The 23592-nt window shown below is 71.0% G+C and carries 26 protein-coding genes and 1 riboswitch; of the genes, 25 read left to right on the forward strand and 1 reads right to left on the reverse strand.

What is annotated here, in order from left to right; genetic code table 11:
* Window positions 1-15 precede the first annotated feature (15 nt).
* From rpe to LO931_RS11640, 9 genes are all read left to right on the forward strand, one after another.
* Window positions 16-681 carry a ribulose-phosphate 3-epimerase gene (rpe, locus tag LO931_RS11600; protein WP_229053757.1) on the forward strand — a complete coding sequence of 222 codons (666 nt, stop codon included), beginning with the start codon at window positions 16-18 and terminating at the stop codon, window positions 679-681.
* A 73-nt stretch (window positions 682-754) separates the two neighbouring features.
* A riboswitch (FMN riboswitch) is annotated at window positions 755-881 on the forward strand.
* Window positions 882-968: 87 nt separating this feature from the next.
* Entirely contained in the window at window positions 969-2003 is a 1035-nt protein-coding gene (ribD, locus tag LO931_RS11605; protein WP_229053758.1) for a bifunctional diaminohydroxyphosphoribosylaminopyrimidine deaminase/5-amino-6-(5-phosphoribosylamino)uracil reductase RibD, read from the forward strand.
* Window positions 2003-2632: a riboflavin synthase gene (locus tag LO931_RS11610; RefSeq protein ID WP_229053759.1), complete on the forward strand. Its 630-nt coding sequence runs from the start codon at window positions 2003-2005 to the stop codon at window positions 2630-2632. Before ribD ends, LO931_RS11610 begins: the two co-directional genes overlap by 1 nt.
* On the forward strand, window positions 2629-3903 hold the full coding sequence (locus LO931_RS11615) for a bifunctional 3,4-dihydroxy-2-butanone-4-phosphate synthase/GTP cyclohydrolase II (RefSeq protein ID WP_229053760.1): 1275 nt from the start codon (window positions 2629-2631) through the stop codon (window positions 3901-3903). The genes LO931_RS11610 and LO931_RS11615 overlap by 4 nt, the downstream gene beginning before the upstream one ends.
* Before the next feature lie 2 nt (window positions 3904-3905).
* Entirely contained in the window at window positions 3906-4388 is a 483-nt protein-coding gene (gene ribH / locus LO931_RS11620) for a 6,7-dimethyl-8-ribityllumazine synthase (protein WP_229053761.1), read from the forward strand.
* Window positions 4389-4400: 12 nt separating this feature from the next.
* Window positions 4401-4664 (forward strand): phosphoribosyl-ATP diphosphatase, encoded by a 264-nt coding sequence (locus tag LO931_RS11625; protein ID WP_229053762.1) that lies wholly within the window; start codon window positions 4401-4403, stop codon window positions 4662-4664.
* A 56-nt stretch (window positions 4665-4720) separates the two neighbouring features.
* Complete coding sequence (gene hisG, locus LO931_RS11630) at window positions 4721-5566, forward strand: ATP phosphoribosyltransferase (RefSeq protein ID WP_229053763.1); 846 nt, start codon at window positions 4721-4723, stop codon at window positions 5564-5566.
* 5 nt (window positions 5567-5571) lie between these two features.
* Entirely contained in the window at window positions 5572-5988 is a 417-nt protein-coding gene (locus LO931_RS11635) for a PH domain-containing protein (RefSeq protein ID WP_229053764.1), read from the forward strand.
* Complete coding sequence (locus LO931_RS11640) at window positions 5985-6491, forward strand: SseB family protein (protein WP_229053765.1); 507 nt, start codon at window positions 5985-5987, stop codon at window positions 6489-6491. The genes LO931_RS11635 and LO931_RS11640 overlap by 4 nt, the downstream gene beginning before the upstream one ends.
* A gap of 4 nt (window positions 6492-6495) precedes the next feature.
* Here the strand turns inward: LO931_RS11640 and LO931_RS11645 are convergent, their stop codons facing one another.
* Window positions 6496-7473, reverse strand: coding sequence for a GNAT family N-acetyltransferase (locus LO931_RS11645; RefSeq protein WP_229053766.1), 978 nt, complete (start codon window positions 7471-7473; stop codon window positions 6496-6498).
* A gap of 329 nt (window positions 7474-7802) precedes the next feature.
* On the opposite strand from LO931_RS11645, the gene infC reads away from it, so the two are divergent.
* The 16 genes from infC to argF all read left to right on the forward strand — a co-directional run bounded on the left by infC (window position 7803) and on the right by argF (window position 23584).
* A complete protein-coding gene (infC, locus tag LO931_RS11650) occupies window positions 7803-8462 on the forward strand; it encodes a translation initiation factor IF-3 (protein WP_370636126.1) in 660 nt (219 codons plus the stop codon).
* Window positions 8462-8656: a 50S ribosomal protein L35 gene (rpmI, locus tag LO931_RS11655; RefSeq protein ID WP_253024664.1), complete on the forward strand. Its 195-nt coding sequence runs from the start codon at window positions 8462-8464 to the stop codon at window positions 8654-8656. The genes infC and rpmI overlap by 1 nt, the downstream gene beginning before the upstream one ends.
* Before the next feature lie 42 nt (window positions 8657-8698).
* Window positions 8699-9091 (forward strand): 50S ribosomal protein L20, encoded by a 393-nt coding sequence (gene rplT, locus LO931_RS11660; RefSeq protein WP_229053767.1) that lies wholly within the window; start codon window positions 8699-8701, stop codon window positions 9089-9091.
* A gap of 70 nt (window positions 9092-9161) precedes the next feature.
* Window positions 9162-9914 carry an RNA methyltransferase gene (locus LO931_RS11665; RefSeq protein WP_229053768.1) on the forward strand — a complete coding sequence of 251 codons (753 nt, stop codon included), beginning with the start codon at window positions 9162-9164 and terminating at the stop codon, window positions 9912-9914.
* 26 nt (window positions 9915-9940) lie between these two features.
* Entirely contained in the window at window positions 9941-10987 is a 1047-nt protein-coding gene (locus LO931_RS11670) for a PAS domain-containing sensor histidine kinase (protein ID WP_229053769.1), read from the forward strand.
* Window positions 10988-11030: 43 nt separating this feature from the next.
* On the forward strand, window positions 11031-12149 hold the full coding sequence (pheS, locus tag LO931_RS11675; protein WP_229053770.1) for a phenylalanine--tRNA ligase subunit alpha: 1119 nt from the start codon (window positions 11031-11033) through the stop codon (window positions 12147-12149).
* Window positions 12149-14665 carry a phenylalanine--tRNA ligase subunit beta gene (pheT, locus tag LO931_RS11680; protein ID WP_229053771.1) on the forward strand — a complete coding sequence of 839 codons (2517 nt, stop codon included), beginning with the start codon at window positions 12149-12151 and terminating at the stop codon, window positions 14663-14665. The genes pheS and pheT overlap by 1 nt, the downstream gene beginning before the upstream one ends.
* 446 nt (window positions 14666-15111) lie before the next feature.
* Window positions 15112-15789 carry a hypothetical protein gene (locus LO931_RS11685; RefSeq protein WP_229053772.1) on the forward strand — a complete coding sequence of 226 codons (678 nt, stop codon included), beginning with the start codon at window positions 15112-15114 and terminating at the stop codon, window positions 15787-15789.
* 42 nt (window positions 15790-15831) lie between these two features.
* Entirely contained in the window at window positions 15832-16266 is a 435-nt protein-coding gene (locus LO931_RS11690; protein ID WP_229053773.1) for a hypothetical protein, read from the forward strand.
* Between the two features lie 238 nt (window positions 16267-16504).
* On the forward strand, window positions 16505-16696 hold the full coding sequence (locus tag LO931_RS11695; RefSeq protein ID WP_229053774.1) for a hypothetical protein: 192 nt from the start codon (window positions 16505-16507) through the stop codon (window positions 16694-16696).
* Window positions 16697-16769: 73 nt separating this feature from the next.
* Window positions 16770-18203 (forward strand): argininosuccinate synthase, encoded by a 1434-nt coding sequence (argG, locus tag LO931_RS11700; RefSeq protein WP_229053775.1) that lies wholly within the window; start codon window positions 16770-16772, stop codon window positions 18201-18203.
* Window positions 18204-18239: 36 nt separating this feature from the next.
* Window positions 18240-19292 (forward strand): N-acetyl-gamma-glutamyl-phosphate reductase, encoded by a 1053-nt coding sequence (gene argC, locus LO931_RS11705; RefSeq protein WP_229053776.1) that lies wholly within the window; start codon window positions 18240-18242, stop codon window positions 19290-19292.
* Window positions 19289-20452 (forward strand): bifunctional glutamate N-acetyltransferase/amino-acid acetyltransferase ArgJ, encoded by a 1164-nt coding sequence (argJ, locus tag LO931_RS11710; RefSeq protein ID WP_229053777.1) that lies wholly within the window; start codon window positions 19289-19291, stop codon window positions 20450-20452. The genes argC and argJ overlap by 4 nt, the downstream gene beginning before the upstream one ends.
* Window positions 20449-21441, forward strand: a complete 993-nt coding sequence (argB, locus tag LO931_RS11715; RefSeq protein WP_229053778.1) for an acetylglutamate kinase — start codon at window positions 20449-20451, stop codon at window positions 21439-21441. The genes argJ and argB overlap by 4 nt, the downstream gene beginning before the upstream one ends.
* Window positions 21438-22649 carry an acetylornithine transaminase gene (locus tag LO931_RS11720; RefSeq protein ID WP_255657905.1) on the forward strand — a complete coding sequence of 404 codons (1212 nt, stop codon included), beginning with the start codon at window positions 21438-21440 and terminating at the stop codon, window positions 22647-22649. Before argB ends, LO931_RS11720 begins: the two co-directional genes overlap by 4 nt.
* Window positions 22646-23584 carry an ornithine carbamoyltransferase gene (argF, locus tag LO931_RS11725; protein ID WP_229053779.1) on the forward strand — a complete coding sequence of 313 codons (939 nt, stop codon included), beginning with the start codon at window positions 22646-22648 and terminating at the stop codon, window positions 23582-23584. Before LO931_RS11720 ends, argF begins: the two co-directional genes overlap by 4 nt.
* The last annotated feature ends 8 nt before the right edge of the window (window positions 23585-23592 follow it).

Below are 23592 nucleotides of genomic sequence, written 5' to 3' on the forward strand. Positions count from 1 at the left end.
ACTAGGCTGCCCACCATGGGCCTCCAGATCACCCCGAGCCTGCTCAACGCCGACTTCGCGCACCTCGCCGACGAGGCCGCCCGCATCCCCGGCGCCGACTGGCTGCACATGGACGTCATGGACAACCACTTCGTGCCCAACCTGACGCTGGGGCTGCCCGTCATCGAGTCGCTCGCGAAGGCGGCACCGCAGCCGATCGACGCGCACCTGATGATCGCCGATCCTGACCGCTGGGCTCCCGCGTACGCCGAGGCCGGCGCGGGCAGCATCACGTTCCACGTCGAGGCGGCCGCGGCGCCGGTGCGCCTGGCCCGCGAGATCCGCGCCCAGGGCGCCCGTGCCTCGATGGCGCTCAAGCCGGCGACGCCCATCGATCCCTACGTGGACCTGCTGCCCGAGCTCGACATGGTGCTCGTGATGACGGTCGAGCCGGGGTTCGGCGGTCAGAAGTTCCTCGACCTGTGCCTGCCCAAGATCCGTCGCACCCGTGAGCTGATCGCGGCCAGCGGCGCTGACGTGTGGCTGCAGGTCGACGGCGGGGTGTCGCTCGAGACGATCGAGCGCTGCGCCGAGGCGGGTGCTGACGTCTTCGTCGCCGGCTCGGCGGTGTTCGGGGCCGACGACCCCGACGCGATGGTCGAGGCGTTGCGGAGCTCCGCGGCCGCGGCCTGCGGGGCCTGACCGTCTCGGTTCGTGGGCACTGGTCGGCGCCTGGAACGGGCTGAGTAGAATCTCGGAGAACGAGAAATCGCTCACAAGACTCTGGGGTCGGTGTAATTCCGAGCCGGCGGTGACAGTCCGCGACCCGTGTCCACCTGGACGCGGTTGACCTGGTGGAACTCCGGGACCGACGGTGAAAGTCCGGATGGGAAGAGTCGAGTGTCGGCGCCGTGTGCGTCGACCGTGGACGGCCGCCGTCCTCCGCCCTCCCGTCGCCCCGGAAACGGTGAGCCCGACCGGAGGTACCCATGGCGAGCGAGATCGAGCTGCAGGCGATGCGCCGCGCGATCGACGCAGCGCGTGAGCGCGGCAACTGTCTGCCCAACCCGACCGTCGGGTGCGTCGTGCTCGACGCCGACGGACGCGAGGTCGGGGTCGGAGCGACGGTCCGCAAGGGCGCGCACGCGGAGATCGAGGCGCTGGCCGCCGCCGGCGACCGTGCGAGGGGCGGCACCGCCGTCGTCACGCTCGAGCCGTGCAAGCACGTCGGCAACACCGGACCCTGCACCGAGGCCCTGATCGCAGCGGGCGTCGCGCGCGTCGTGATCGCCGAGACCGATCCGCACGCCGAGGCCGGGGGAGGTGCCGAGGTCCTGCGGGCCGCCGGTGTCGACGTCGAGACCGGTGTCCTGGCCGACGAGGCCGAGCCGCACAACCGGGCATGGCGCTTCGCCGTCGTGCACGGTCGACCCTTCGTGACGTGGAAGTACGCCGCGACGATGGACGGGCTCAGCGCCGCGCCCGACGGCTCCAGCAAGTGGATCACCGGCCCGGACGCGCGTCGCGACGTGCAGACGTTCCGCGCCCAGTGCGACGCGATCGTGGCGGGCACCGGCGCGGTGCTGGCCGACGACCCGCGTCTGACGGTGCGCGACGCCGAGGACCTGCCGCTCCCGTACGACCTGCAGCCGCTGCGCGTCGTGGTGGGCGAGACCCGCATCCCGAACTACTACCGGGTCTTCGACCGCGTCGCACCGACGCTGCTCATCCAGTCGCGCGAGCCCGACGAGGTCCTCGCGAAGCTCAGCGAGAACGGCATCAAGCACGCCTGGCTCGAAGGGGGTCCTCGCCTCGCGGGCGGCTTCTGGAAGGCCGGCCTGATCGACCGCGTGATCGGCTACATCGCGCCGTCGATGCTGGGCTCGGGCCGCGCCGCGCTCGAGGGCGAGGCGGCCACGTTGGCCGACCTGCGACCCATCGAGATCACCGACCTCAGCACGGTCGGTCACGACATCCGCATCATCGGCACCCCCGGTGCCGCTCCCAGGGAGACCTACGTCTGATGTTCACCGGACTCGTCGAGTCGATCGGCACCGTCAGCGCGATCGAGCAGCAGGGTGACGCCGTGCGTCTGACGGTGCGTGACGCCGTCGTCACCTCCGACGCCGGGCACGGCGACTCGATCGCCGTCAACGGCTGCTGCCTGACCGTCGTCGACCCCACCACCGACACCTTCACCGCCGACGTCATGGCCGAGTCGCTCGACCGCACGTCGCTCGGCGGGCTGGCCGTCGGCTCCCGCGTCAACCTCGAACGTGCCCTCGCGGCCGGGGACCGCCTCGGCGGCCACCTCGTGCAGGGTCACGTCGACGGCACCGGCCGGCTGCTGGACCGCACCCCGAGCGAGCACTGGGAGGTCCTGCGGTTCACGCTGCCGGACGACATCGCCCGGTACCTCGTCGAGAAGGGCTCGATCACGGTCCAGGGCGTCTCGCTCACCGTGGTCGACGTCGTGGACGACGACCCGGCCGCGGGCGGGTCCTGGTTCTCCGTCTCGCTCATCCCCACGACCCTCGCCGACACCACGCTCGGCGACCTCCGCCAGGGCGACCTCGTGAACCTCGAGGTCGACGTGCTGGCCAAGTACGTCGAGCGCATGCTCGGCCACCGGAAAGGACCCGAGGCGTCATGACCCAGACCCCGGACATCACCATCGCCCTCGACCCCATCGAGCGCGCCATCGACGACATCCGTGCCGGCCGCGCGGTCGTGGTCGTGGACGACGAGAACCGTGAGAACGAGGGCGACATCATCTTCGCCGCGAGCAAGGCGACGCCCGAGCTCATGGCGTTCCTGGTGCGCTACTCCAGCGGCCTGGTCTGCGCGCCCATCACCGGCGAGATCCTCGACCGCCTCGCGATCCCGCTCATGACCCCGCACAACCGCGACCGGCTGCGCACGGCGTACACGGTCTCGATCGACGCCCGTGACGGCGTGACGACCGGCATCTCGGCGTCCGACCGCGCGCGCACGTGCCGCGTGCTCGCCGACTCCGCGACGGAGCCCTTCGAGATCACGCAGCCGGGCCACATCGTCCCGCTGCGCGCCAAGCCCGGGGGAGTGCTGGAGCGTCCCGGCCACACGGAGGCCGCGGTCGACCTGGCCCGCCTGGCCGGTCTGACGCCGGCCGGCGTGATCGGTGAGGTCATGAACGACGACGGCACGCTCAAGCGTCTGCCGCAGCTGCGGGAGTTCGCCGACGAGCACGGGCTGGCCCTGGTCTCGATCGAGGACCTGCAGATCCACCTGCGCCGCGAGGAGCAGCAGGTCGAGCGTCTCGCGAGCACGCAGCTGCCCACCGAGTTCGGCACGTTCCAGGCTCTCGGCTACCGCGACCGCATCGACGGCGCCGAGCACATCGCGCTCGTGCACGGCGAGGTCGGCAACCTCGCCGGCGCCGGCCACGAGAACGTCGAGGACGTGCTGGTCCGGGTGCACAGCGAGTGCCTCACGGGCGACGTCTTCGGCTCGCAGCGCTGCGACTGCGGTCCGCAGCTGCAGGCCTCGTTCGCGGCGCTGACCGACGAGGGCGCCGGCGTCGTGGTCTACCTGCGTGGCCACGAGGGTCGGGGCATCGGGCTGCTGCACAAGCTGCAGGCCTACGAGCTGCAGGAGCGCGGCCGCGACACGGTCGACGCGAACCTCGAGCTCGGCTTCGGCGAGGACGAGCGCGACTACGCCGCGGCCGCCCAGATCCTGCGCGACCTCGGCATCGGGTCGGTCCGCCTGCTGACCAACAACCCGGAGAAGTCCGCGGCCCTCGAGCGCTACGGCGTCAAGGTGTCCGGGCGCATCCCCGTGCACATCGCCCCGACCGAGCACAACCTGCGGTACCTCACGACCAAGGCCGAGCGGATGGGTCACGACCTGCCGCTCCCCATCGCGACGACCGAGGAGGCCTGATCGTGGCCGGACACGGAGCACCTTCCCTCGCGGTCGACGGCAGCGACGCTCGCGTCGCGATCGTCGCGTCGCTGTGGCACACCGAGGTCATGGACGGCCTGATCGCCGGCGCGCAGACCGCCCTCGCCGAGGCGGGCGTGACCGAGGTCGAGCTGATCCGCGTGCCCGGCTCCTTCGAGCTCCCGCTCGTCTCGCAGGGGGCGGCCGTGGCCGGCTTCGACGCCGTCGTGGCGCTCGGCGTCATCATCCGCGGCGGCACCCCGCACTTCGAGTTCGTCTCGACCGCGGCGACCGACGGGCTGACCCGCGTCGCGCTCGACACGGGCGTGCCGGTCGGATTCGGCCTGCTCACGTGCGACGACGACCAGCAGGCCCTCGACCGAGCCGGTCTCCCGGGCAGTCGCGAGGACAAGGGCCGTGAGGCGGCCGAGGCCGCGCTGGGTGCGTGGCAGGTGCTGCGCGGGCTCGTCTCGACCGCCCCCTAGACTGGGGGCGCCATGAAGACGTTCGACGAGCTGTTCGCGGAGCTCAGCCACAAGGCCACGACCCGCCCCGAGGGCTCGCGCACCGTCGCCGAGCTCGACGCCGGCGTGCACACGATCGGCAAGAAGCTCGTCGAGGAGGCCGCCGAGTCGTGGATGGCTGCCGAGCACGAGGACGCCGCCCGGGCCGCCGAGGAGATCAGCCAGCTGCTGTACCACGCGCAGGTCATGATGATTGCGAAGGGCATCTCGCTGGACGACGTGTACGCGCATCTGTGAGGGGGAGACCCCCGATGCCGATGCCGCACGTCACCCCCACCGAAAAGAGTTCACCCATGCTGAAGGTCGCCGTTCCCAACAAGGGATCGCTGGCCGAGTCCGCCGCGCTGATGCTGGCCGAGGCGGGCTACCGCCAGCGCCGCAACGCCAAGGACCTGGTCTGCGTCGACGCCGAGAACGACGTCGAGTTCTTCTACCTCCGCCCGCGTGACATCGCGATCTACGTCGGCGAGGGCACCCTCGACATCGGCGTGACGGGCCGCGACCTGCTGCTCGACTCCGGGGCCAAGGCCGACGAGGTCATGGCCCTCGGGTTCGCCGCCTCCACCTTCCGCTTCGCCGCGCCCGAGGGGGGCATCGACACCGTCGAGGACCTCCAGGGTCGGCGCATCGCGACCTCGTACCGCGGCATCGTCCAGGCCCACCTGGCCGAGCGCGGCATCGAGGCCTCGGTCGTGCGGCTCGACGGGGCCGTCGAGTCCTCCATCCGTCTCGGCGTCGCCGACGCGATCGCCGACGTCGTCGAGACCGGCACCACGTTGCGCCAGGCGGGCTTGCGGGTCTTCGGTGACCCGATCCTCGACTCCGAGGCGGTGCTCGCGCGTCGGTCCGGGTCGGACGACCCCGCTGGTTTCGACGTCTTCAAGCGGCGCCTCGACAGCGTCCTGGTCGCCCGCTCCTACGTGATGATGGACTACGACATCCGCACCGAGCAGGTCGAGCAGGCGGTCACCCTCACGCCCGGCATCGAGTCGCCGACCGTGTCACCGCTGCACAGCGAGGGCTGGTCGGCGGTGCGCTCGATGGTCCCGCGCGACCGTGCGCAGCGCGTGATGGACGACCTCTACGCGCTGGGTGCCCGCGGCATCCTCGTCACCGACATCCTCGCGTGCAGGATCTGACGCCCATGACGACCGACGACCGACTCGTGGTCCGCCCGCAGGGCCCCCGCATCGTCGCTTACGGCGTGGCGGTGCTGATGATCGTCTGCATCGTCGCGATCGGGCGCGCGCTTCCGGACTACGTCTACTTCTCGCTCTCGGAGAAGATCACGATGTGGATCCTGCTCCTGGCGGTGCTCGCCCTGCTGCACGGTGTCGGACGCAGCAGCGTCAAGGCTGACGCGGAGGGCATCGACGTCCTGAACGGCTACCGCCGTCACCACCTGACGTGGGACCAGGTCGAGGGCATCTCGATGAAGTCGGGCGCGCCGTGGGCCACCCTCGTCACGAAGGACGACGACCGCGTGATCCTGTTCGCGATCCAGTCGTCCGACGGCGACGGCCGCGAGGTCATCACCCAGCTGCGCGCCTGGGCGGCATGAGTCACGACCGCTCGCTGGCCGAGCCGGCGTTCCCCGGCGACGACGGCCAGGTCGATCCGGCGCTCCGTCCCGCGCTCGGCGACCGCGACGCGCTGCTGGCGCTGCTCGGCAAGGCGCGTGTCTTCGTGCCGATCGTGGCGGTGCTGGGGGAGCGGGCGGCGGAAGGCCCCGGCGGGGGTGCCGGGCCCCGGGCGGCAGAAGGCAGCGACAAGAACGCCGACATGGCGGCGGTGCTGATGACCGGAGCCGACGGTCGGCAGGCGCTGCTCGCGTTCACGAGCGTCGCGGCGATGGAGGCCTGGAACCCGCAGTCGCGTCCCGTCCCGGTGCACGGGCAGGCAGCGGCCCAGTCGGCGCTCGCGGAGGGTGCGTCGGCGATCGTGCTCGACCTCGGCCAGCCCCACTGGCAGGTCGTCGAGACCGACGACCTGCAGCACCTCGCGGTGGGCGACGTCCTGGCCCGCACCGCCGCCGGCACGGCGTGGGTCCGCCCCCAGGCCTGAGCTCCTAGCCGCGCAGCGGGACGGTGATGTGGACGACCTCGTCGCGGCGCTCGACCCGCGCGACGAATCCCGCGCTCCCCACCGACCGCAGCAGGGCGTCGTTCGATCCGGCCGAGAGGAACGTGAGCGCCTCGGAGTGCGCCGCGCGAGCGGCGGCCGCGGCCTGACGGACCAGCATCGTGCCGATGCCGCGGTGCGCCCAGGCGTCCTCCACCAGCACCTGGGCGGTCCAGCGGGGCTCACCCGGCTCCAGCACGGCGTGTCCCACGACGTCGAGCCCGGCCTGGGCCACGAGCGCCACCCCCTGCTCCGGCACGACGAGCCGTCGCGCGAGCCGCGTGGTCATCGGCATCCGCAGCGGGGTCTGGTAGCGCGCGTAGAGGGTCTCGACGCTGCACCGGCTGTGCAGCGCCGCGACCGCGTCGATGTCGGCGAGCGTCGCCTCGCGCACGAGCGGGATCGGATGGGTCGTCGACGGCGCGATGAGCGGCAGGTCGGCTCCGGCGTCGCTGACGAGCGAGAGCAGGGCCTGCGCCCGGGAGCGCTCCGCGGGGGTGAAGGGCACCGCGCGGCTGATGCGCAGCGTCGTGCCACCGCGCCGCACCAGGTCCAGCACGTCGTGACCGGCGTAGTCGGCGACGTCCGGCGGCTCCGTGGCGAGCAGCTCGCGCAGGACCTCCTCGACGTCGCGCCCCTCCTCGAGCACCTGGTGCACAGCCTCGAGGTAGCGGGTCGGGGCGTCGACGATGACCCCGTCGTCGATCCGCGTCACCGCGACGTCGGTGCCGCCGGCCTGGGCGAAGACCTCGGCCACCGCCACCTCGTCGAGCGGGCCGTCGACCACGAACTCGTCCGTGACGCGGTCGGCGATCCCGAAGACCTGCATCGAGACGATGTTCAGGCCGGCGCGTCCGCAGGCCTGCGCGACCTCAGCCAGGATGCCGGGTCGGTCGTCGAGGGTCGTGCGTACGCGCCAGGGCATGGGACCATCGTGCGTCACGGGTGTTTCGCGTCGGCGACACCGGTGTCACGGCTCTGTGAGCCCGCCGCGAGCAGACCGCATTTTGTGCGGGAAGCATGGGCGCTGCTACGCTGTTGCACTGAAGTGGAGGCCATCTCCCACCTGCAGGGCTCACCGTCCTGGGGTTCGGCCGGATCCGTCCGGCCCACGACCCGTGTCGTGCACCGCTACGGCGGTGGCGCTGCGCGTCCCCTGGTGGCCTCCGTTTCTGACGGGGGCCTTTTGTTTTCGGGCCCTCACCACGACCCCCAGGAGGACCCATCACCACCGAGCTTCGCGTCAACGACCGCATCCGCGTACCGGAGGTCCGGCTCGTCGGACCCGGCGGAGAGCAGGTGGGCATCGTCCGTATCGAGGATGCCCTGCGACTGGCCGCCGAGAGCGACCTCGACCTCGTCGAGGTCGCGCCGACCGCGCGTCCGCCCGTCTGCCGTCTCATGGACTACGGCAAGTTCAAGTACGAGGCAGCCCAGAAGGCTCGCGAGTCGCGGCGCAACCAGACGAACACCGTCATCAAGGAGATGAAGCTCCGGCCCAAGATCGACGCGCACGACTACGACACCAAGAAGGGTCACGTCGTGCGCTTCCTCAAGGCCGGCGACAAGGTCAAGATCACGATCATGTTCCGTGGTCGTGAGCAGCACCGCCCCGAGCTGGGCTACCGCCTGCTCCAGCGGCTCGCCGCCGACGTCGAGGACCTGGGCTTCATCGAGAGCAACGCGCGCCAGGACGGCCGCAACATGACGATGGTGCTCGGCCCCCTGAAGAAGAAGTCCGAGGCCCAGGCCGAGGTCAAGGCCGAGAAGGCCAAGGTCACGGCGGAGCGGACCGCGCAGAAGGAGGCCGACGAGGCCTTCGAGAAGGCGCACCGCGAGCAGGCCCAGGAGACCGCAACACCCAAGAAGCCCCGTCGACGTTCCGAGAACCTCGACCCAGACATGGAGGCATAGTGCCGAAGTTCAAGCCCCACTCGGGAATGAAGAAGCGCGTCAAGATCACCGGCAAGGGCAAGCTCCGCCGCGAGCAGACCAACCGCCGTCACCTCTTGGAGTACAAGTCCTCGACCCGGACCCGTCGCCTCGCCGGCACGACCGACGTGTCGAAGGCCGACACCAAGAAGGTCAAGAAGCTGCTCGGTCTCTGACCGCTCGCTCGTCCCCACACCCCCCGTTTTAAGGAGTTCCAGATGGCACGCGTCAAGCGTTCTGTCAACGCACAGAAGAAGCGCCGCGAGACCCTCGAGCGCGCTTCGGGCTACCGCGGTCAGCGGTCGCGCCTGTACCGCAAGGCCAAGGAGCAGGTCACTCACTCCCTGGTCTACAACTACCGCGACCGCAAGGCGCGGAAGGGCGACTTCCGTCGCCTCTGGATCCAGCGCATCAACGCTGCGGTCCGTGCCGAGGGCATGACCTACAACCGCTTCATCCAGGGCCTCAAGGCCGCGGAGCTCGAGGTCGACCGCAAGAACCTGGCCGAGCTCGCCGTGAGCGACCCGGCTGCGTTCAGCGCGCTCGTCAAGCTGGCCAAGGACAGCCTGCCGGCCGACGTCAACGCCCCCAAGGACGACGCCGTCGCCTGACGCGACCGTCGAACCTGCACCCGTGGCGAGCCCTGAGCCGTCCCACGCACTGACCCCGCAGAGCGGGCGCGTGAGACATGCTCGGCGGCTCGCTACTCGTGCGTTCCGGGCCAAGGTCGGCGAGTTCGTCGCCGAGGGCCCTCAGGCCGTGCGTGAGGCGGTCGCCGCGGGCGTCGTGCTCGAGGTGTTCGCCACCGCGGAGGCCACCGAGCGCTACGCCGACATCGTCGCGGCCTCACCCGACTGGCAGGTCGTGAGCGAGGACGTCGTCGCCGAGGTCGCCGACGCGGTGGCGCCGCAGGGCATGGTCGCCCGGTGCCGCAGCGTGGTGCGCGACCTGCAGGGCACCGACCTGGCCGGGGCGCGCCTGGTCGTGGTGTGCGCCGACGTGCGCGACCCGGGCAACGCCGGCGCCGTCATCCGGTGCGCCGATGCCGTGGGCGCCGATGCCGTGCTTCTCGCCGGCGACTGCGTCGACCCGCTCGGCCCCAAGGTCGTGCGGTCGACCGCGGGCAGCCTGTTCCACCTGCCGGTCGTCGTGGAGCGCGACGTCGCCACGGCCCTCGACGCCGTGCGCGCCGCGGGGCTGAGGGTCCTGGCAGCCGACGGTGGGGGAGACGCGGGCCTGTTCGACGCCGATCTCGACCTGGCGGCCCCGACGGCCTGGCTGCTCGGCAACGAGGCCTGGGGGCTGCCCCCGGAGCGCCGAGCGCTGGCCGACACGGTCGTGTCGATCCCGATCTTCGGGCAGGCCGAGAGCCTCAACCTGGCCACGGCCGCCGCCGTCTGCCTGTACGCGAGCGCTCGCGCTCAGCGGGCGTAGGTCTCCGGCCGGGTTAGGGTCAGTCCGTGGGCCACGACGACTTCGCCGACTTCCCGGACGGCCTCATCGTGGCCGGTCCGGACGGACGGGTCACGTACGTCAACGAGCGGGTGCGCAAGCTGGCCCGCGCTCACGGCGACGAGATGATCGGCATGCCGCTCGACGACGCCCTGCCGTTCGACGACCTCAACGGGCACACGTGGATGGCGAGCATGAGGCCCTACGACGGCCTCAACACCCGCACCGCGATCTCCGAGCAGTCCTGGTACTCGCCGCGCGGCTCCGAGTACTTGATCACCGCGTCGCTGCAGCGTGATCGTCCCGCCGGGCCGGTGCAGCAGGTCGTCGTCGGCATCCGCAGCGCCCGCGCCCGCAACCAGCGCGACCGCGAGCGCTCCGACCTGGTCGCGACCGTCGCGCACGAGCTCCGCTCTCCGTTGACGGGCATCAAGGGCTTCACCGCGACGCTCCTCAGCAAGTGGGACCGCTTCACCGACGAGCAGCGTCAGTTCATGCTCGAGACGGTCGACGCCGACGCCGACCGCCTCACGAGGCTCATCACCGAGCTGCTCGACGCGGCCCGCATCGACTCCGGACGCCTGACCCTGAAGCGGGGGCCGGTGCGGCTGGACGAGCTCGTCGACCGCGTCCTGCGCAGCGTGTCTGCAGCGGGCAGCGAGCCGTCGTGGGCCACCGCGATCTCCCCGGTCGAGGTCGTGTGGGGCGACGCCGACCGCATCGTGCAGGTCATGACGAACCTCGTCGAGAACGCGATGCGCCACGGCCACGGCCTGCGCCGCGTCGAGGTCGGCGAGGCCAAGCGCGACGGCGAGGCCGGGGTGCGGGTCCGTCTGGTCGACCAGGGGCCCGGCATCCCCGAGGAGTCGCGCCAGCGGGTCTTCAGCCGGTTCTGGAAGGCCGGACCCGGTGCGGGCAGCGGTCTCGGCATGTACATCGTCGGTGGCATCGTGACCCAGCACGGCGGTGTGGTGACGATCGACGACGCCGACGGCGGGGGAGCGCAGATCGACGTGTGGCTGCCCGTCAACGAGCCCGACGCCCTCACCGACTGAGCCGTCGCGGCCGGTCGGCCCGTCGCCACTAGACTCGACTTCCGTGTCCGCACCGAACTCCGACTACGACCCCGTCGAGGTCACGCCCCTGCACCCCGACGAGGTCGCCCGCGTCACCCGCGAGGCCCTCGAGGCCGTCGCTGCGGCGTCGACGCTGGCCGACCTCAAGCAGGCCCGGCTCGACCACGCCGGCGACCGGTCGCCCCTGGCGCTCGCGAACCGCGAGATCGGCGCGCTGCCGCCCCAGGCGCGCAAGGAGGCCGGCCAGCGCATCGGTCAGGCCCGAGGCGAGGTGAACCGCGCCGTCGCGGCGCGGACCGAGGAGCTCGAGGCGGTCGAGTCGGCCGCGCAGCTCGCGGCCGAGACGGTCGACGTGACGCTGCCGGTCGACCGGGAGGTCGTGGGCGCGCGTCACCCCATCACGACGATCCAGGAGCTCGTGGGCGACATCTTCGTCGCGATGGGCTGGGAGGTCGCCGAGGGGCCGGAGGTCGAGGCCGAGTGGCTCAACTTCGACGCGATGAACCTCGGGCCCGATCACCCGGCACGCACGATGCAGGACACCTTCTGGGTCGCGGCCGAGGACGACGCCCCGGAGGGCTCCGGCAAGGTCCTGCGCACGCACACGTCGCCCGTGCAGGCCCGCTCCATGCTGACGCGCACGCCCCCGATCTACGTCGTGTGCCCCGGGCGGGTCTACCGCACCGACGAGGCCGACGCGACGCACATGCCGGTCTTCCACCAGGTCGAGGGCCTCGCGATCGACGAGGGCCTGTCGATGGCGCACCTCAAGGGCACGCTCGACCACTTCGCCCAGGCCGTCTACGGCGACGGCATGACCACACGGTTCCGTCCGTCCTACTTCCCGTTCACCGAGCCGAGCGCCGAGGTCGACCTGCTCTGCTACGTCTGCCACAACGACCCGGCCCAGGTCGGCTCCTGCCGCACGTGCGGCGGCGAGGGCTGGATCGAGTGGGGCGGCTGCGGCGTCGTGAACCCGCGCGTGCTGGTCGCGTGCGGCGTCGACCCCGAGCGGTACTCGGGCTTCGCCTTCGGCATGGGCCTGGACCGCACGGTCACGAGCCGTTACGACATCGCCGACCTGCGTGACCTCTGGGACGGCGACGTCCGTTTCACCGAGCCGTTCGGAGTTGGTCTCTGATGCGCGTGCCCGTCGAGTGGCTTCGCACTCTCGTCGACCTGCCGGCCGAGGTCACGACCGAGCAGCTGGCCGACCGCCTGACGATGTACGACCTCAAGCTCGAGGAGATCATCGGCGGCGGCATCTCCGGCCCGCTGACGGTCGGTCGCGTGCTCGCGATCTCGCCCGAGCAGCAGAAGAACGGCAAGACCATCAACTGGTGCCGGGTCGACGTCGGGGCGCAGAACGAGGCGTCGGTGCCCGACGCGCCGGGCGAGGACGTGCCCTCCCGCGGCATCGTCTGCGGTGCGCACAACTTCGCCGTGGGCGACCTCGTCGTCGTGTCGCTGCCCGGCACGTTCCTTCCCGAGCTCGGCTTCGAGATCGGCTCGCGCAAGACCTACGGCCACGTGTCGGACGGCATGATCTGCTCGACCACGGAGCTGGGGCTTCCCGACGACGAGACCAGCGCGGCCGGCATCCTCGTGCTCGAGCCCGGGTCCGCGGAGCCGGGCGACTCGGCGACCGAGCTGCTCGGGCTCGCCGACCAGACGCTCGACCTCGAGGTCAACCCCGACCGCGCGTACGCCCTCAGCCTGCGCGGTGTCGCTCGCGACACGGCCCTGGCGTTCGACCTGCCGTTCTCCGACCCGGCCGACGCGGTCACGCTGCCGGTCGGCGAGGGCGGGTACCCCGTGCGGGTGGAGGACCCGGAGGGGTGTCCGGTGTTCACGACGGTCGTCGTCACCGGCATCGACCCCACGCGCACGGCGCCCGACTGGATGGTCCGGCGCATCACGCAGGCCGGCATGCGGTCGATCTCGCTGACGGTCGACATCAGCAACTACGTCATGCTCGAGCTCGGCCAGCCGAACCACTGCTACGACCGCGCGAAGGTCAGTGGCGACATCGTCGTGCGCCGGGCCGCGGCGGGGGAGACGGTCACGACGCTCGACGACGTGAAGCGCACGCTGACGCCCGAGGACCTCGTGATCGTCGACGACTCCGGCATCATCGGCCTCGCGGGGGTCATGGGCGGAGCCTCGACCGAGATCGGCCCCGAGACGACCGACGTCGTCGTGGAGGCCGCGTTCTGGGACCCGGTCACGATCTTCCGCGGCGAGCGGCGGCACAAGCTGCCGTCGGAGGCCGCGAAGCGCTACGAGCGCGGGGTCGACCCCGCACTGACGCTCGCCGGTGCCGCCCGGGTGGCCGAGCTGCTCGCCGAGCTGGGCGGCGGCACGGTCGAGCCCGGCGCCACCCACGTCGGCGCGGTGCCCGCGTCGGTGCCCGTGTCGTTCGCCGTCGACCTGCCGACGCGCATCTCGGGCGTCGACATCACGCCGGACTTCGCGCGCGACGTGTTCGAGCGCAACGGCTGCGCCGTGCAGGTGGACGGCGAGACGTTCACGGTCACGCCTCCCACCTGGCGCTTCGACCTCAACGACCCCTACGACTTCGTCGAGGAGGCACTCCGCTCGGCCGGGTACGACACTGTTCCGTCGGTGCTGCCCACGCCCACCGGAGGACGCGGGCTGTCCCGCAACCAGGTGCTGCGGCGACGCGTCGGTCACGTGCTGGCGGGTGCCGGTCTGACCGAGGTCACGACGTTGCCCTTCGTGGGTCCGGCCGACCTCGACCGCCTGGGCCTGCCGGCCGACGACGAGCGACGTCGTCAGGTGCTGCTCGCCAACCCGCTGTCCGCCGAGGAGCCGGGGCTCACGACCACGTTGCTCGTGGGTCTGCTGCGCGCGGCCTCGCTCAACGTGAGCCGCGGCCACGACGTCGTCGAGATCACCGAGATCGGCCGTGTCTTCCTGCCGTCACCGGATGCTGCGGCGGCGCCGATCTACGGCGTCGACCGGCGTCCGACGCCCGAGGAGATCGCGGCGCTCGACGCGGCGCTGCCCTACCAGCCCCAGCACGTGGGCGCGGTCCTGGTCGGCGAGCGTGAGCGCTCGGGCTGGGACGGGCCGGGGCGCGCCGTCGCATGGTCGGACGCGGTCGCCATCGCGCGCCGTGTGGCCGGGACGCTGCACGTCGAGGTGCAGGTGCGGGCGGCGCAGGTCGCCCCGTTCCACCCCGGCCGGTGCGCCGAGCTCGTGCTCGCCGACGGATCCGTCGTGGGTCACGCCGGCGAGCTGCACCCCGCGGTGGCGGCCGAGCACGGACTGCCCGGTCGGGTCGGCGTGCTGGAGATCGACCTCGACCAGCTGCTGGCGGCCTCGCCCGCGATCGGCCCGAAGCCGTCGTTCTCGGCGTTCCCCGTCGCCAAGGAGGACCTGGCGTTCCTCGTCGCGACCGAGGTCGAGGCCGAGGCGCTCCGGTCGACGCTGGCCGGTGCGAGCGAGCTGATCGAGTCGGTGCGCCTGTTCGACGTCTACACCGGCGACCAGGTGCCGGAGGGCCAGCGCTCGCTCGCGTTCTCGCTGCGCCTGCGCGCCCCGGACCGCACGCTGACCGACGCAGACATCAAGGCGGCCCGCGACGCCGCCGTCCAGGCCGCCGCCACCCACCACTCCGCCACGCTCCGCTAATCACCCCTCGCACCCCTTACCGCTCGCGAGAGACTTTGTTCGTGGTCACGAGAGAGTTTGTTGCCTCCTGACCACAGACAAGCTCTCTCGCGAGGGGTAACAAAGTCTCTCGCGAGCGGTATGCCTGCGGGGTGGCGTCGGGTCGTTGTGGAGTGATGCAGGACAGGCGCATGCTGCTTGCGACATCCACGACGCATGAGGGCGGACGCCATGAAGCGACAACGGAAAAGCCAGCTAGTTGGCTCGATCGTGATACTTATCAGTAGCGTCATGGTGGTGGTCGCTCCGGCCGTCGCTGCGACACCGCCCGAGCCGGAGCCCGCTTCGGTCGCCAACCCTGAAGTCCTCGACGAGCGCGTGCAAGAACCGGTCCCGCTCGCCTCCTCGCCGGTGCGGGACTCCATCTCCGCGGACAGGTCGTCCTTGGAGACGGCGGGAGCGACGACGTGGCCATCGGCCTCCCGGTCGAGGGCCCCTTGCGGCTCGAGGATGGCAGGTACGTCACGGACGACCCGGCCTCCGGCGTGAGCCTCTCGGTAAGCCCGCTGAGCGATGGCGTCCAGATCGTGGTCGAGGTGGCCGCGTCAGATGCGCCGACCGAGTTCCAGTTCACCTTCGCCTCCGAAGGCGGAGTGCTGCCGACCCTGCTGAACTCGGGCGAGGTCGCGCTGACCAGCGAGTCGGGGCGGGACCTGGGTCTCATCGAGGCGCCTTGGGCCTACGACGCAAATGGCGCCGCCGTCCCCACCCACTTCGAGGTGCGGGGCAGCTCCGTCATCCAGGTCGTCGACCACACGAGCGGCGACTACGCCTACCCGATCACGGCCGACCCGTCGATCAAGAACTGCAACCTCTACACGGCGACGTGTGTGACGTTCTCCAAGGGGGAGGTCCGAAACATTGCTGGACTGTCAGGGGTCTCAGCGGTGACGAAGGCGATCTGCGCCATCGTCCCGAACCCTGCACTCAAGGTGGGGTGCGCTGTGGTGCTGAGACCTGTGGTGAACTCCGTGAAGTCGACGTTCAACATGGGCTCCTCGCAGGGGAAGTGCGTGGAGCTCAAGTTCAATCGCATCCCCCCGGCGGTCAACGCTCTGATCGGTTGGAAGGTGGTCTCGTGCTGACGCGAATCTCCAGGTCGTCTGCGTGGCGGACGAAGTCATGGTGTGAGGGAGGTGCAGTTCGTGGGCGCGGTTGAGGTGATCGGCAGGTCGCTGTCGAGGCGGACTTCCCGCATCCAGTTGGAGCTGCTTGCACTGGTGGTTGTCGGCGTGGTGGGTCTCCTGGCCTTCGACGGTCGAGCAACCCTCTGGGTCCTCGTTGTCTCGACCGCGATCGGTGCTGCGATTCTTGAGATCGACGGTTGGTGGGGCTCAAGTCATCCCGTCCCCGATCGATCCGACGTTGTCTGGCATCGGCGTTATCGACGGGGTCGTGTGGCTCTGAGTGCCAGTATCGTCGCGCTCGTGTTCGCCATGGCGTGGCTCGTCGACGACGGCGTCGGACCGTGGGGCGACCTCGTGTGGGTCTGGAGTGCGGTGATGCTGGTCATCGTCGGGGAGCGCGTGCTCCAGCGGCGACTGGGATCGGCCGCCGTTTGACCTGGCGCGGCATCGGGGTGGCGGGCAGTCCCGCCACCCCGGCCGGTGTGCCGAACTCGTTGCCCCTCGCGAGAGACCTTGTTCGTGGTCACGAGAGAGTTTGTTGTCTCCTGACCACAGACAAGCTCTCTCGCGAGGGGCAACAAAGTCTCTCGCGAGCGGTACGCCTGCGGGGTGGTGGCGGGTTCATGGGTGTTCCGCCGGCCGTCTACGCGGTGGTCGGCTGGAAGGTGGTCTCATGCTGAAGACTCGGCTCCTCGAATGTGCCGCCGTCTTCAGCATCGTCGTGCTCACAGCCCTGGTGGGATTCTTCGTGATGCCGAAGGGCTACGGTTTCTGGTCGGGAATGGGGCTCTCCGGCGCAGCGGTCCTGGCGGCGTCGGTCTCTGTCTCCTGGTTGCGTCGACGAGGGGGCGGGCCGAAAAGCTGACGGCGGGGAGGTGACTGTCTGACGGAAGAACCCCGACTGCAAGGTCTTGCATGGGTGTGCAAGAATGTGAGGCATGTCCAAGGTACTCACGTCATTGCCCGTCGGCGAGCGGGTCGGCATCGCCTTCTCCGGAGGTCTCGACACCTCGGTGGCGGTCGCGTGGATGCGCGACAAGGGAGCCGTGCCCTGCACCTACACCGCCGACATCGGCCAGTACGACGAGCCGGACATCTCCGGCATCCCGGGACGCGCGATGCAGTACGGCGCCGAGCTGGCGCGGGCGATCGACATCAAGAAGCCGCTCGTCGACGAGGGCCTGGCCGCGTTGGCGTGCGGCGCCTTCCACATTCGCTCCGGCGGCCGCACCTACTTCAACACGACGCCGCTCGGCCGCGCCGTCACCGGCACGCTCCTCGTGCGGGCCATGCACGAGGACGGCGTCGACATCTGGGGCGACGGCTCCACCTTCAAGGGCAACGACATCGAGCGGTTCTACCGCTACGGCCTCCTGGCCAACCCCGCGCTGCGCATCTACAAGCCGTGGCTCGACGCCGACTTCGTCAGCGAGCTCGGTGGCCGCACCGAGATGAGCCAGTGGCTCACCGAGCGGAACCTGCCGTACCGCGACAGCCAGGAGAAGGCGTACTCGACGGACGCCAACATCTGGGGCGCGACGCACGAGGCCAAGACGCTGGAGCACCTCGACGTCTCGCTCGAGACCGTCGAGCCGATCATGGGCGTCAAGTTCTGGGACCCGTCGGTCGACATCGACACCGAGGACGTCACGATCACCTTCCAGGCCGGCCGCCCGGTCGCGATCAACGGCAACACCTTCGAGGGCGACGCCGTGGCCCTGGTCCACGAGGCCAACACGATCGGCGGCCGTCACGGCCTCGGCATGTCCGACCAGATCGAGAACCGCATCATCGAGGCCAAGAGCCGCGGCATCTACGAGGCGCCGGCCATGGCTCTGCTGCACATCGCCTACGAGCGGCTCGTGAACGCGATCCACAACGAGGACACGATCGCCAACTTCCACCAGCACGGTCGCCGCCTCGGTCGCCTGATGTACGAGGGTCGCTGGCTCGACCCGCAGGCGATGATGCTGCGCGAGTCGGTCGAGCGCTGGATCGCCTCGCTCGTCACCGGCAGCGTCACGCTGCGGATGCGGCGCGGCGAGGACTACTCGATCCTCGACACCCAGGGCGAGAACTTCTCGTACCACCCCGACAAGCTCTCCATGGAGCGCACCGACAACGCCGTGTTCGGTCCGACCGACCGCATCGGCCAGCTGACGATGCGCAACCTCGACATCGCGGACTCGCGGGCCAAGCTCGAGATGTACGCCGAGCAGCCGCTCGACCAGGGCCAGGTGCTCGTCGAGAACGGCACGCTGTTCGGCGAGCTCCCGGCCGGCGGTGCCGTCCGCATCGAGGCGAACCCGGCCGCGACCGCCGAGGCCGACCAGGCCCTCGACGCCGCCGCCATGGAGCTCGGCGCCGACTGAGCGCACACACCCACCACTTCTGCAAGGGTTGAGAACATGAGCACCACGTACACCGTCGCCGTCGCCGGCGCGAGTGGGTACGCCGGCGGCGAGGTCCTGCGCCTCCTCCTCCAGCACCCCCACGTCCGCATCGGCGCCCTCACCGCTGCCTCGAGCGCCGGATCGCGCCTGGTCGAGCACCAGCCGCACCTCGTCGCCCTGCACGACCGCGTGATCGAGGCGACGACGCCCGAGACCCTCGCGGGTCACGACGTCGTCTTCCTCGGACTGCCGCACGGGGAGTCCGGCAAGGTCGCGGCCGCGCTGGGTCCCGACACGCTCGTGATCGACTGCGGAGCCGACCACCGGCTCGAGAACGCCGCCGACTGGGTCGAGTACTACGGCAGCGAGCACGCCGGCACCTGGCCCTACGGACTGCCCGAGCTGTTCACGGGCGACGGGGTCACGCAGCGCGCGGCGCTGGCCGACGTCTCGCGCATCGCCGTGCCGGGCTGCAACGTCACCGCGGTGACGCTCGGGCTCCAGCCGGCGGTCGCGGCCGGCCTGGTCGAGAGCACCGACATCGTCGCGGTCCTCGCGAACGGCTACTCCGGCGCGGGCAAGGCGGCCAAGCCGCACCTGCTGGCGTCCGAGGGCCTCGGGTCCGCCGTGCCGTACGCGGTCGGCGGGTCCCACCGGCACATCCCCGAGATCGTGCAGAACCTCACCCGTGCCGGTGCTGCTGAGGTCAGCCTGTCGTTCACGCCGACCCTCGTGCCGATGTCCCGCGGCATCCTCGCCACGGCCACGGCGCGCCTGCGTCCCGGCACCGATGTGGCGGCCGTGCGGGAGGCGTACGTCAAGGCGTACGACGCCGAGCCGTTCATCCACCTGCTGCCGGAGGGCGTCTGGCCCACGACGGCCGCGACCCTCGGCTCGAACCAGGTCCACCTGCAGGTCGCCGTCGACGAGAAGGTCGGCCGCCTCGTGACCGTCACGGCGATCGACAACCTGGTCAAGGGCACCGCCGGCGGTGCCATCCAGTCCATGAACCTCGCCCTGGGTCTCCCCGAGACCACGGGCCTCCCGACCGAAGGCGTGGCCCCATGAGCGTGACTGCACCCCTCGGCTTCCGCGCGTCCGGCGTCACCGCGGGACTCAAGACCAGCGGCGCGCCCGACGTCGCCCTCGTGGTCAACGACGGACCGATCTCCTCGGCCGCGGCCGTCTTCACGTCCAACCGCTGCAAGGCGAACCCGGTGCTGTGGAGCGAGCAGGCCATCACGACGGGCAGCGCCCGGGCCGTGGTGCTCAACTCCGGCGGCGCGAACTGCTACACCGGTGCGGAGGGCTTCCAGATCGTCCACGCGACGGCCGAGCTCGCCGGAGAGCTCCTGAGCGTCGGTCCGATCGACGTCCAGGTCTGCTCGACGGGCCTCATCGGTCTGCTCAACGACCGTGACGACCTGCTCGGTGGCGTGCGGGAGGCCGCGTCCGCGCTGAGTGGCGACGGGGGAGCGGCGGCCGCGACGGCGATCATGACGACCGACACGGTCAGCAAGCAGGCCGTGCGCACGTCGTCGGTCGGGGGAGCCTCGTACTCCATCGGCGCCATGGCGAAGGGCGCCGGCATGCTGGCCCCCGCCCTGGCGACCATGCTCGTCGTCATCACGACCGACGCCGACCTCTCGGCGACCGACCTGGACGCCGCGCTGCGCGTGGCCACGGGCCAGTCGTTCGACCGGCTCGACTCCGACGGATGCCAGTCGACCAACGACACCGTCCTCCTGATGGCCAGCGGCTCGTCCGAGGTCACGCCCGACCTCGCGGAGTTCACCGAGCAGCTGACCGAGCTGTGCCGCGACCTCGCGTTGCAGCTCCTCGCCGACGCCGAGGGCGCCGACCACGAGATCGCGATCGAGACGGTCAACGCCGCGACCGAGGAGGACGCGCTGGCCGTCGGTCGCTCGGTCGCCCGCAGCAACCTCTTCAAGTGCGCCATCTTCGGCAAGGACCCGAACTGGGGCCGCATCCTGGCCTCCGTGGGCACCACCGACGCGGCCTTCGACCCGGCCGACCTCGACGTCGCCCTGAACGGCGTCTGGGTGTGCCGCAACAGCGGCCCCGCCGAGGACCCCACCACCGTCGACCTGGAGCAGCGCTCCGTCAGCGTCACGATCGACCTCAAGGCAGGAAAGGAGGCGGCGACGATCTGGACGAACGACCTGACGCAGGCCTACGTCCACGAGAACTCCGCCTACAGCTCATGAGCGAGTACGAATCGACTCCCACCAGCACGGACGGCTCGCCCGACGAGTGGCACCCCGAGGACTGGAAGAAGGCCACCGTCAAGGCCGGCATCCTCGCCGAGGCCCTGCCGTGGCTGAAGAAGTACCACGACAAGATCCTGGTCGTGAAGTACGGCGGCAACGCCATGACGGACGACACGCTCAAGCAGGCGTTCGCCGAGGACATCGTCTTCCTGCGCCTCGCCGGCTTCAAGCCCGTCGTCGTGCACGGCGGCGGGCCGCAGATCAGCACGATGCTGGACAAGCTCGACATCCAGTCGGAGTTCCGTGGCGGCCTGCGGGTCACGACCCCCGAGACCATGGACGTCGTCCGCATGGTGCTGACGGGTCAGGTCGGACGTGAGCTCGTCGGACTGCTGAACCGCCACGGCGCGATGGCCGTCGGGCTCTCGGGCGAGGACGCCGGGCTGTTCACGGCCGAGCGCACGATGCCGCTCGTCGACGGAGTGCCGGTCGACGTGGGTCTGGTCGGCGAGGTCGTCGACGTCCGTCCCGAGGCCGTGCAGGACATCATCGACGCGGGTCGTATTCCGGTCGTGTCCAGCGTCGCGCCCGACAAGGACGGCCAGGTGCACAACGTCAACGCCGACACGGCTGCTGCCGCCCTCGCCGTGGCGCTGGGCGCCGAGAAGCTCCTGGTGCTGACCGACGTGGAGGGGCTCTACGCGAACTGGCCGAGCTCGACCGACGTGATCGGCGAGATCAGCCCGGAGGGCCTCGAGGAGCTCATCCCGACGCTCGCGAGCGGCATGATCCCCAAGATGACCGCCTGCCTCAAGGCCGTGCAGGGCGGCGTCGAGCGCGCGACCGTGATCGACGGCCGCGAGCCGCACGCCGTGCTGCTCGAGATCTTCACCGACGAGGGCGTCGGCACGCAGGTGGTGCCCGGCGCCGAGACACGCGTGCGCACGGCGCTGTACTCCACGAGCGTCGAGAAGGACCAGCCGTGAGCACGGCGGAGCGGCCGGCCGGCTGGGCCGGCACCCCCGTCACCGGGGCCGAGCTGACGGAGCGCTACCAGGGTGCCGTGATGAACACCTTCGGCGTGCCCGCGCGGGTGCTCGCGCGCGGCGAGGGCTCCACGGTGTGGGACGTCGACGGCAACCGCTACCTCGACCTGCTCGGCGGCATCGCCGTGAACTCCCTCGGACACGCCCACCCGGCGATCGTCGAGGCCGTCACGACGCAGCTGCAGACACTCGGCCACGTCTCGAACTTCTTCATCTCCGAGCCGCAGGTGCGGCTCGCGGAGAAGCTGCTGAGTCTTCTTCGGGCAGACGGTCGAGTCTTCTTCGCGAACTCGGGCGCCGAGGCCAACGAGGCCGCGTTCAAGGCGGCCCGCCGCACGGGCCGGACGAAGGTCGTCGCCACCGAGGGCAGCTTCCACGGCCGCACGATGGGTGCGCTGGCGCTGACGTCGAAGGCGCAGTACCGCGAGCCGTTCGAGCCGCTGCCCGGTCACGTGACGTTCGTGCCCTACGGCGACGTCGCGGCGCTCGAGGCAGCCGTCGACGACTCCGTCGCGGCCTTCGTCGTGGAGCCGATCCAGGGCGAGGCCGGCGTCGTCGACGCCCCCGAGGGCTACCTCCGGGCGGCGCGGGAGATCACCTCCCGCCACGGCGCCCTTCTCTGGGTCGACGAGGTGCAGACCGGTGTCGGCCGCACGGGCGACTGGTTCGCGCACACGGCGGCGGGCATCGTGCCCGACCTCGTGACGCTCGCGAAGGGCCTGGGGGGTGGCATCCCGATCGGGGCGATGATCGCCCTGGGCGACGCCGCGACGCTGCTCGGTCCCGGACAGCACGGCACGACGTTCGGCGGCAATCCCGTCGCCACCGCGGCAGCCCTCGCGGTCATCGAGACGATCGAGTCCGAGGGCCTGCTGGCCCACGTCGTCGCCCGCGGCGACCAGCTGGCCGACGGCCTGGAGCGGCACGCCCGGGTCGAGAAGGTCACGGGCCGTGGCCTGCTGCGCGGTGTCGTGCTCACGGAACCGCGGTCCGCCGACGTCGTCACCGCCGCCTACGACGCCGGCCTGATCGTCAACGCCCCGACCCCCGACCGGCTGCGGCTCGCCCCGGCTCTCGTGCTGACCGAGGACGAGGCCGCGCACGCCGTCGCCACGATCTCGGCGGTGCTCGACGAGGTGCTCGCATGACGGCCGCGGTGCGGCACCTGCTGCGCGATGACGACCTGAGCCCGGCCGAGCAGGCCGAGGTCCTGGCGCTCGCCGCCGAGCTCAAGGCCGCTCCCTACAGCCGCCGGCCGCTCGAGGGCCCGCAGACCGTGGCGGTCATGTTCGACAAGTCCTCGACCCGCACCCGCGTCTCGTTCGCCGTCGGCATCGCCGACCTGGGCGGGTCCCCGCTGGTCATGGACCGCGGCACCACCCAGGCGGGTCGGGGCGAGTCGGTGGAGGACACGGCCCGCGTCCTGGGTCGGATGGTCAGCTCGATCGTCTGGCGCACGTACCACCAGACCGACCTCGAGACGATGGCGGCGCTGTCCGGCGTGCCCGTCGTCAACGCGCTCAGCGACGACTTCCACCCGTGCCAGATCCTGGCCGACTGGCAGACCGTCATCGAGCACAAGGGAGCCCTCGCAGGTCTGCAGGTCGCCTTCGTGGGTGACGGCGCCTGCAACATGGGCCACTCCTACGTGCTGGGCGGCGCCACCGCGGGCATGCACCTGCGCATCGGGTCGCCCGCCGGCTACCAGCCCGCCGCCGACGTCGTCGCCGACGCGCAGCGGATCGCGGCCGAGACGGGTGGGTCGATCACGATCACGGACGACCCGGTCGCCGCGCTGACGGGTGCCGACGTCGTCATCACCGACACCTGGGTCTCGATGGGCCTGGAGGACACCAAGGCCGAGCGGCTCGCGGTGTTTGGCCCGTACTCGCTGACGGCGGAGGCCCTCGCCCTCGCGAAGCCCGATGCGATCGTGCTGCACTGCCTCCCGGCGTACCGGGGCCTCGAGATCGCCGCCGAGGTCATCGACGGCCCGCAGAGCGTCGTCTGGGACGAGGCCGAGAACCGCCTCCACGCCCAGAAGGCCGTCCTGACCTGGCTGCTGGAGAAGGCGCGATCGTGAGCGAGCGT

This window comes from Aeromicrobium sp. Leaf350 (assembly GCF_916858655.1).
In the GTDB taxonomy this organism is placed as follows: Bacteria; Actinomycetota; Actinomycetes; order Propionibacteriales; family Nocardioidaceae; genus Aeromicrobium.

Coding starts and splice junctions, on each gene's coding strand:
- rpe (WP_229053757.1), top strand. CDS start 16: ATGGGCCTCCAGATCACCCCGAGCCTGCTCAACGCCGACTTCGCGCAC.
- ribD (WP_229053758.1), top strand. CDS start 969: ATGGCGAGCGAGATCGAGCTGCAGGCGATGCGCCGCGCGATCGACGCA.
- LO931_RS11610 (WP_229053759.1), top strand. CDS start 2,003: ATGTTCACCGGACTCGTCGAGTCGATCGGCACCGTCAGCGCGATCGAG.
- LO931_RS11615 (WP_229053760.1), top strand. CDS start 2,629: ATGACCCAGACCCCGGACATCACCATCGCCCTCGACCCCATCGAGCGC.
- LO931_RS11625 (WP_229053762.1), top strand. CDS start 4,401: ATGAAGACGTTCGACGAGCTGTTCGCGGAGCTCAGCCACAAGGCCACG.
- hisG (WP_229053763.1), top strand. CDS start 4,721: ATGCTGAAGGTCGCCGTTCCCAACAAGGGATCGCTGGCCGAGTCCGCC.
- LO931_RS11635 (WP_229053764.1), top strand. CDS start 5,572: ATGACGACCGACGACCGACTCGTGGTCCGCCCGCAGGGCCCCCGCATC.
- LO931_RS11640 (WP_229053765.1), top strand. CDS start 5,985: ATGAGTCACGACCGCTCGCTGGCCGAGCCGGCGTTCCCCGGCGACGAC.
- LO931_RS11645 (WP_229053766.1), bottom strand. CDS start 7,473: ATGCCCTGGCGCGTACGCACGACCCTCGACGACCGACCCGGCATCCTG.
- rplT (WP_229053767.1), top strand. CDS start 8,699: ATGGCACGCGTCAAGCGTTCTGTCAACGCACAGAAGAAGCGCCGCGAG.
- pheT (WP_229053771.1), top strand. CDS start 12,149: ATGCGCGTGCCCGTCGAGTGGCTTCGCACTCTCGTCGACCTGCCGGCC.
- LO931_RS11695 (WP_229053774.1), top strand. CDS start 16,505: ATGCTGAAGACTCGGCTCCTCGAATGTGCCGCCGTCTTCAGCATCGTC.
- argG (WP_229053775.1), top strand. CDS start 16,770: ATGTCCAAGGTACTCACGTCATTGCCCGTCGGCGAGCGGGTCGGCATC.
- argC (WP_229053776.1), top strand. CDS start 18,240: ATGAGCACCACGTACACCGTCGCCGTCGCCGGCGCGAGTGGGTACGCC.
- argJ (WP_229053777.1), top strand. CDS start 19,289: ATGAGCGTGACTGCACCCCTCGGCTTCCGCGCGTCCGGCGTCACCGCG.
- argB (WP_229053778.1), top strand. CDS start 20,449: ATGAGCGAGTACGAATCGACTCCCACCAGCACGGACGGCTCGCCCGAC.
- argF (WP_229053779.1), top strand. CDS start 22,646: ATGACGGCCGCGGTGCGGCACCTGCTGCGCGATGACGACCTGAGCCCG.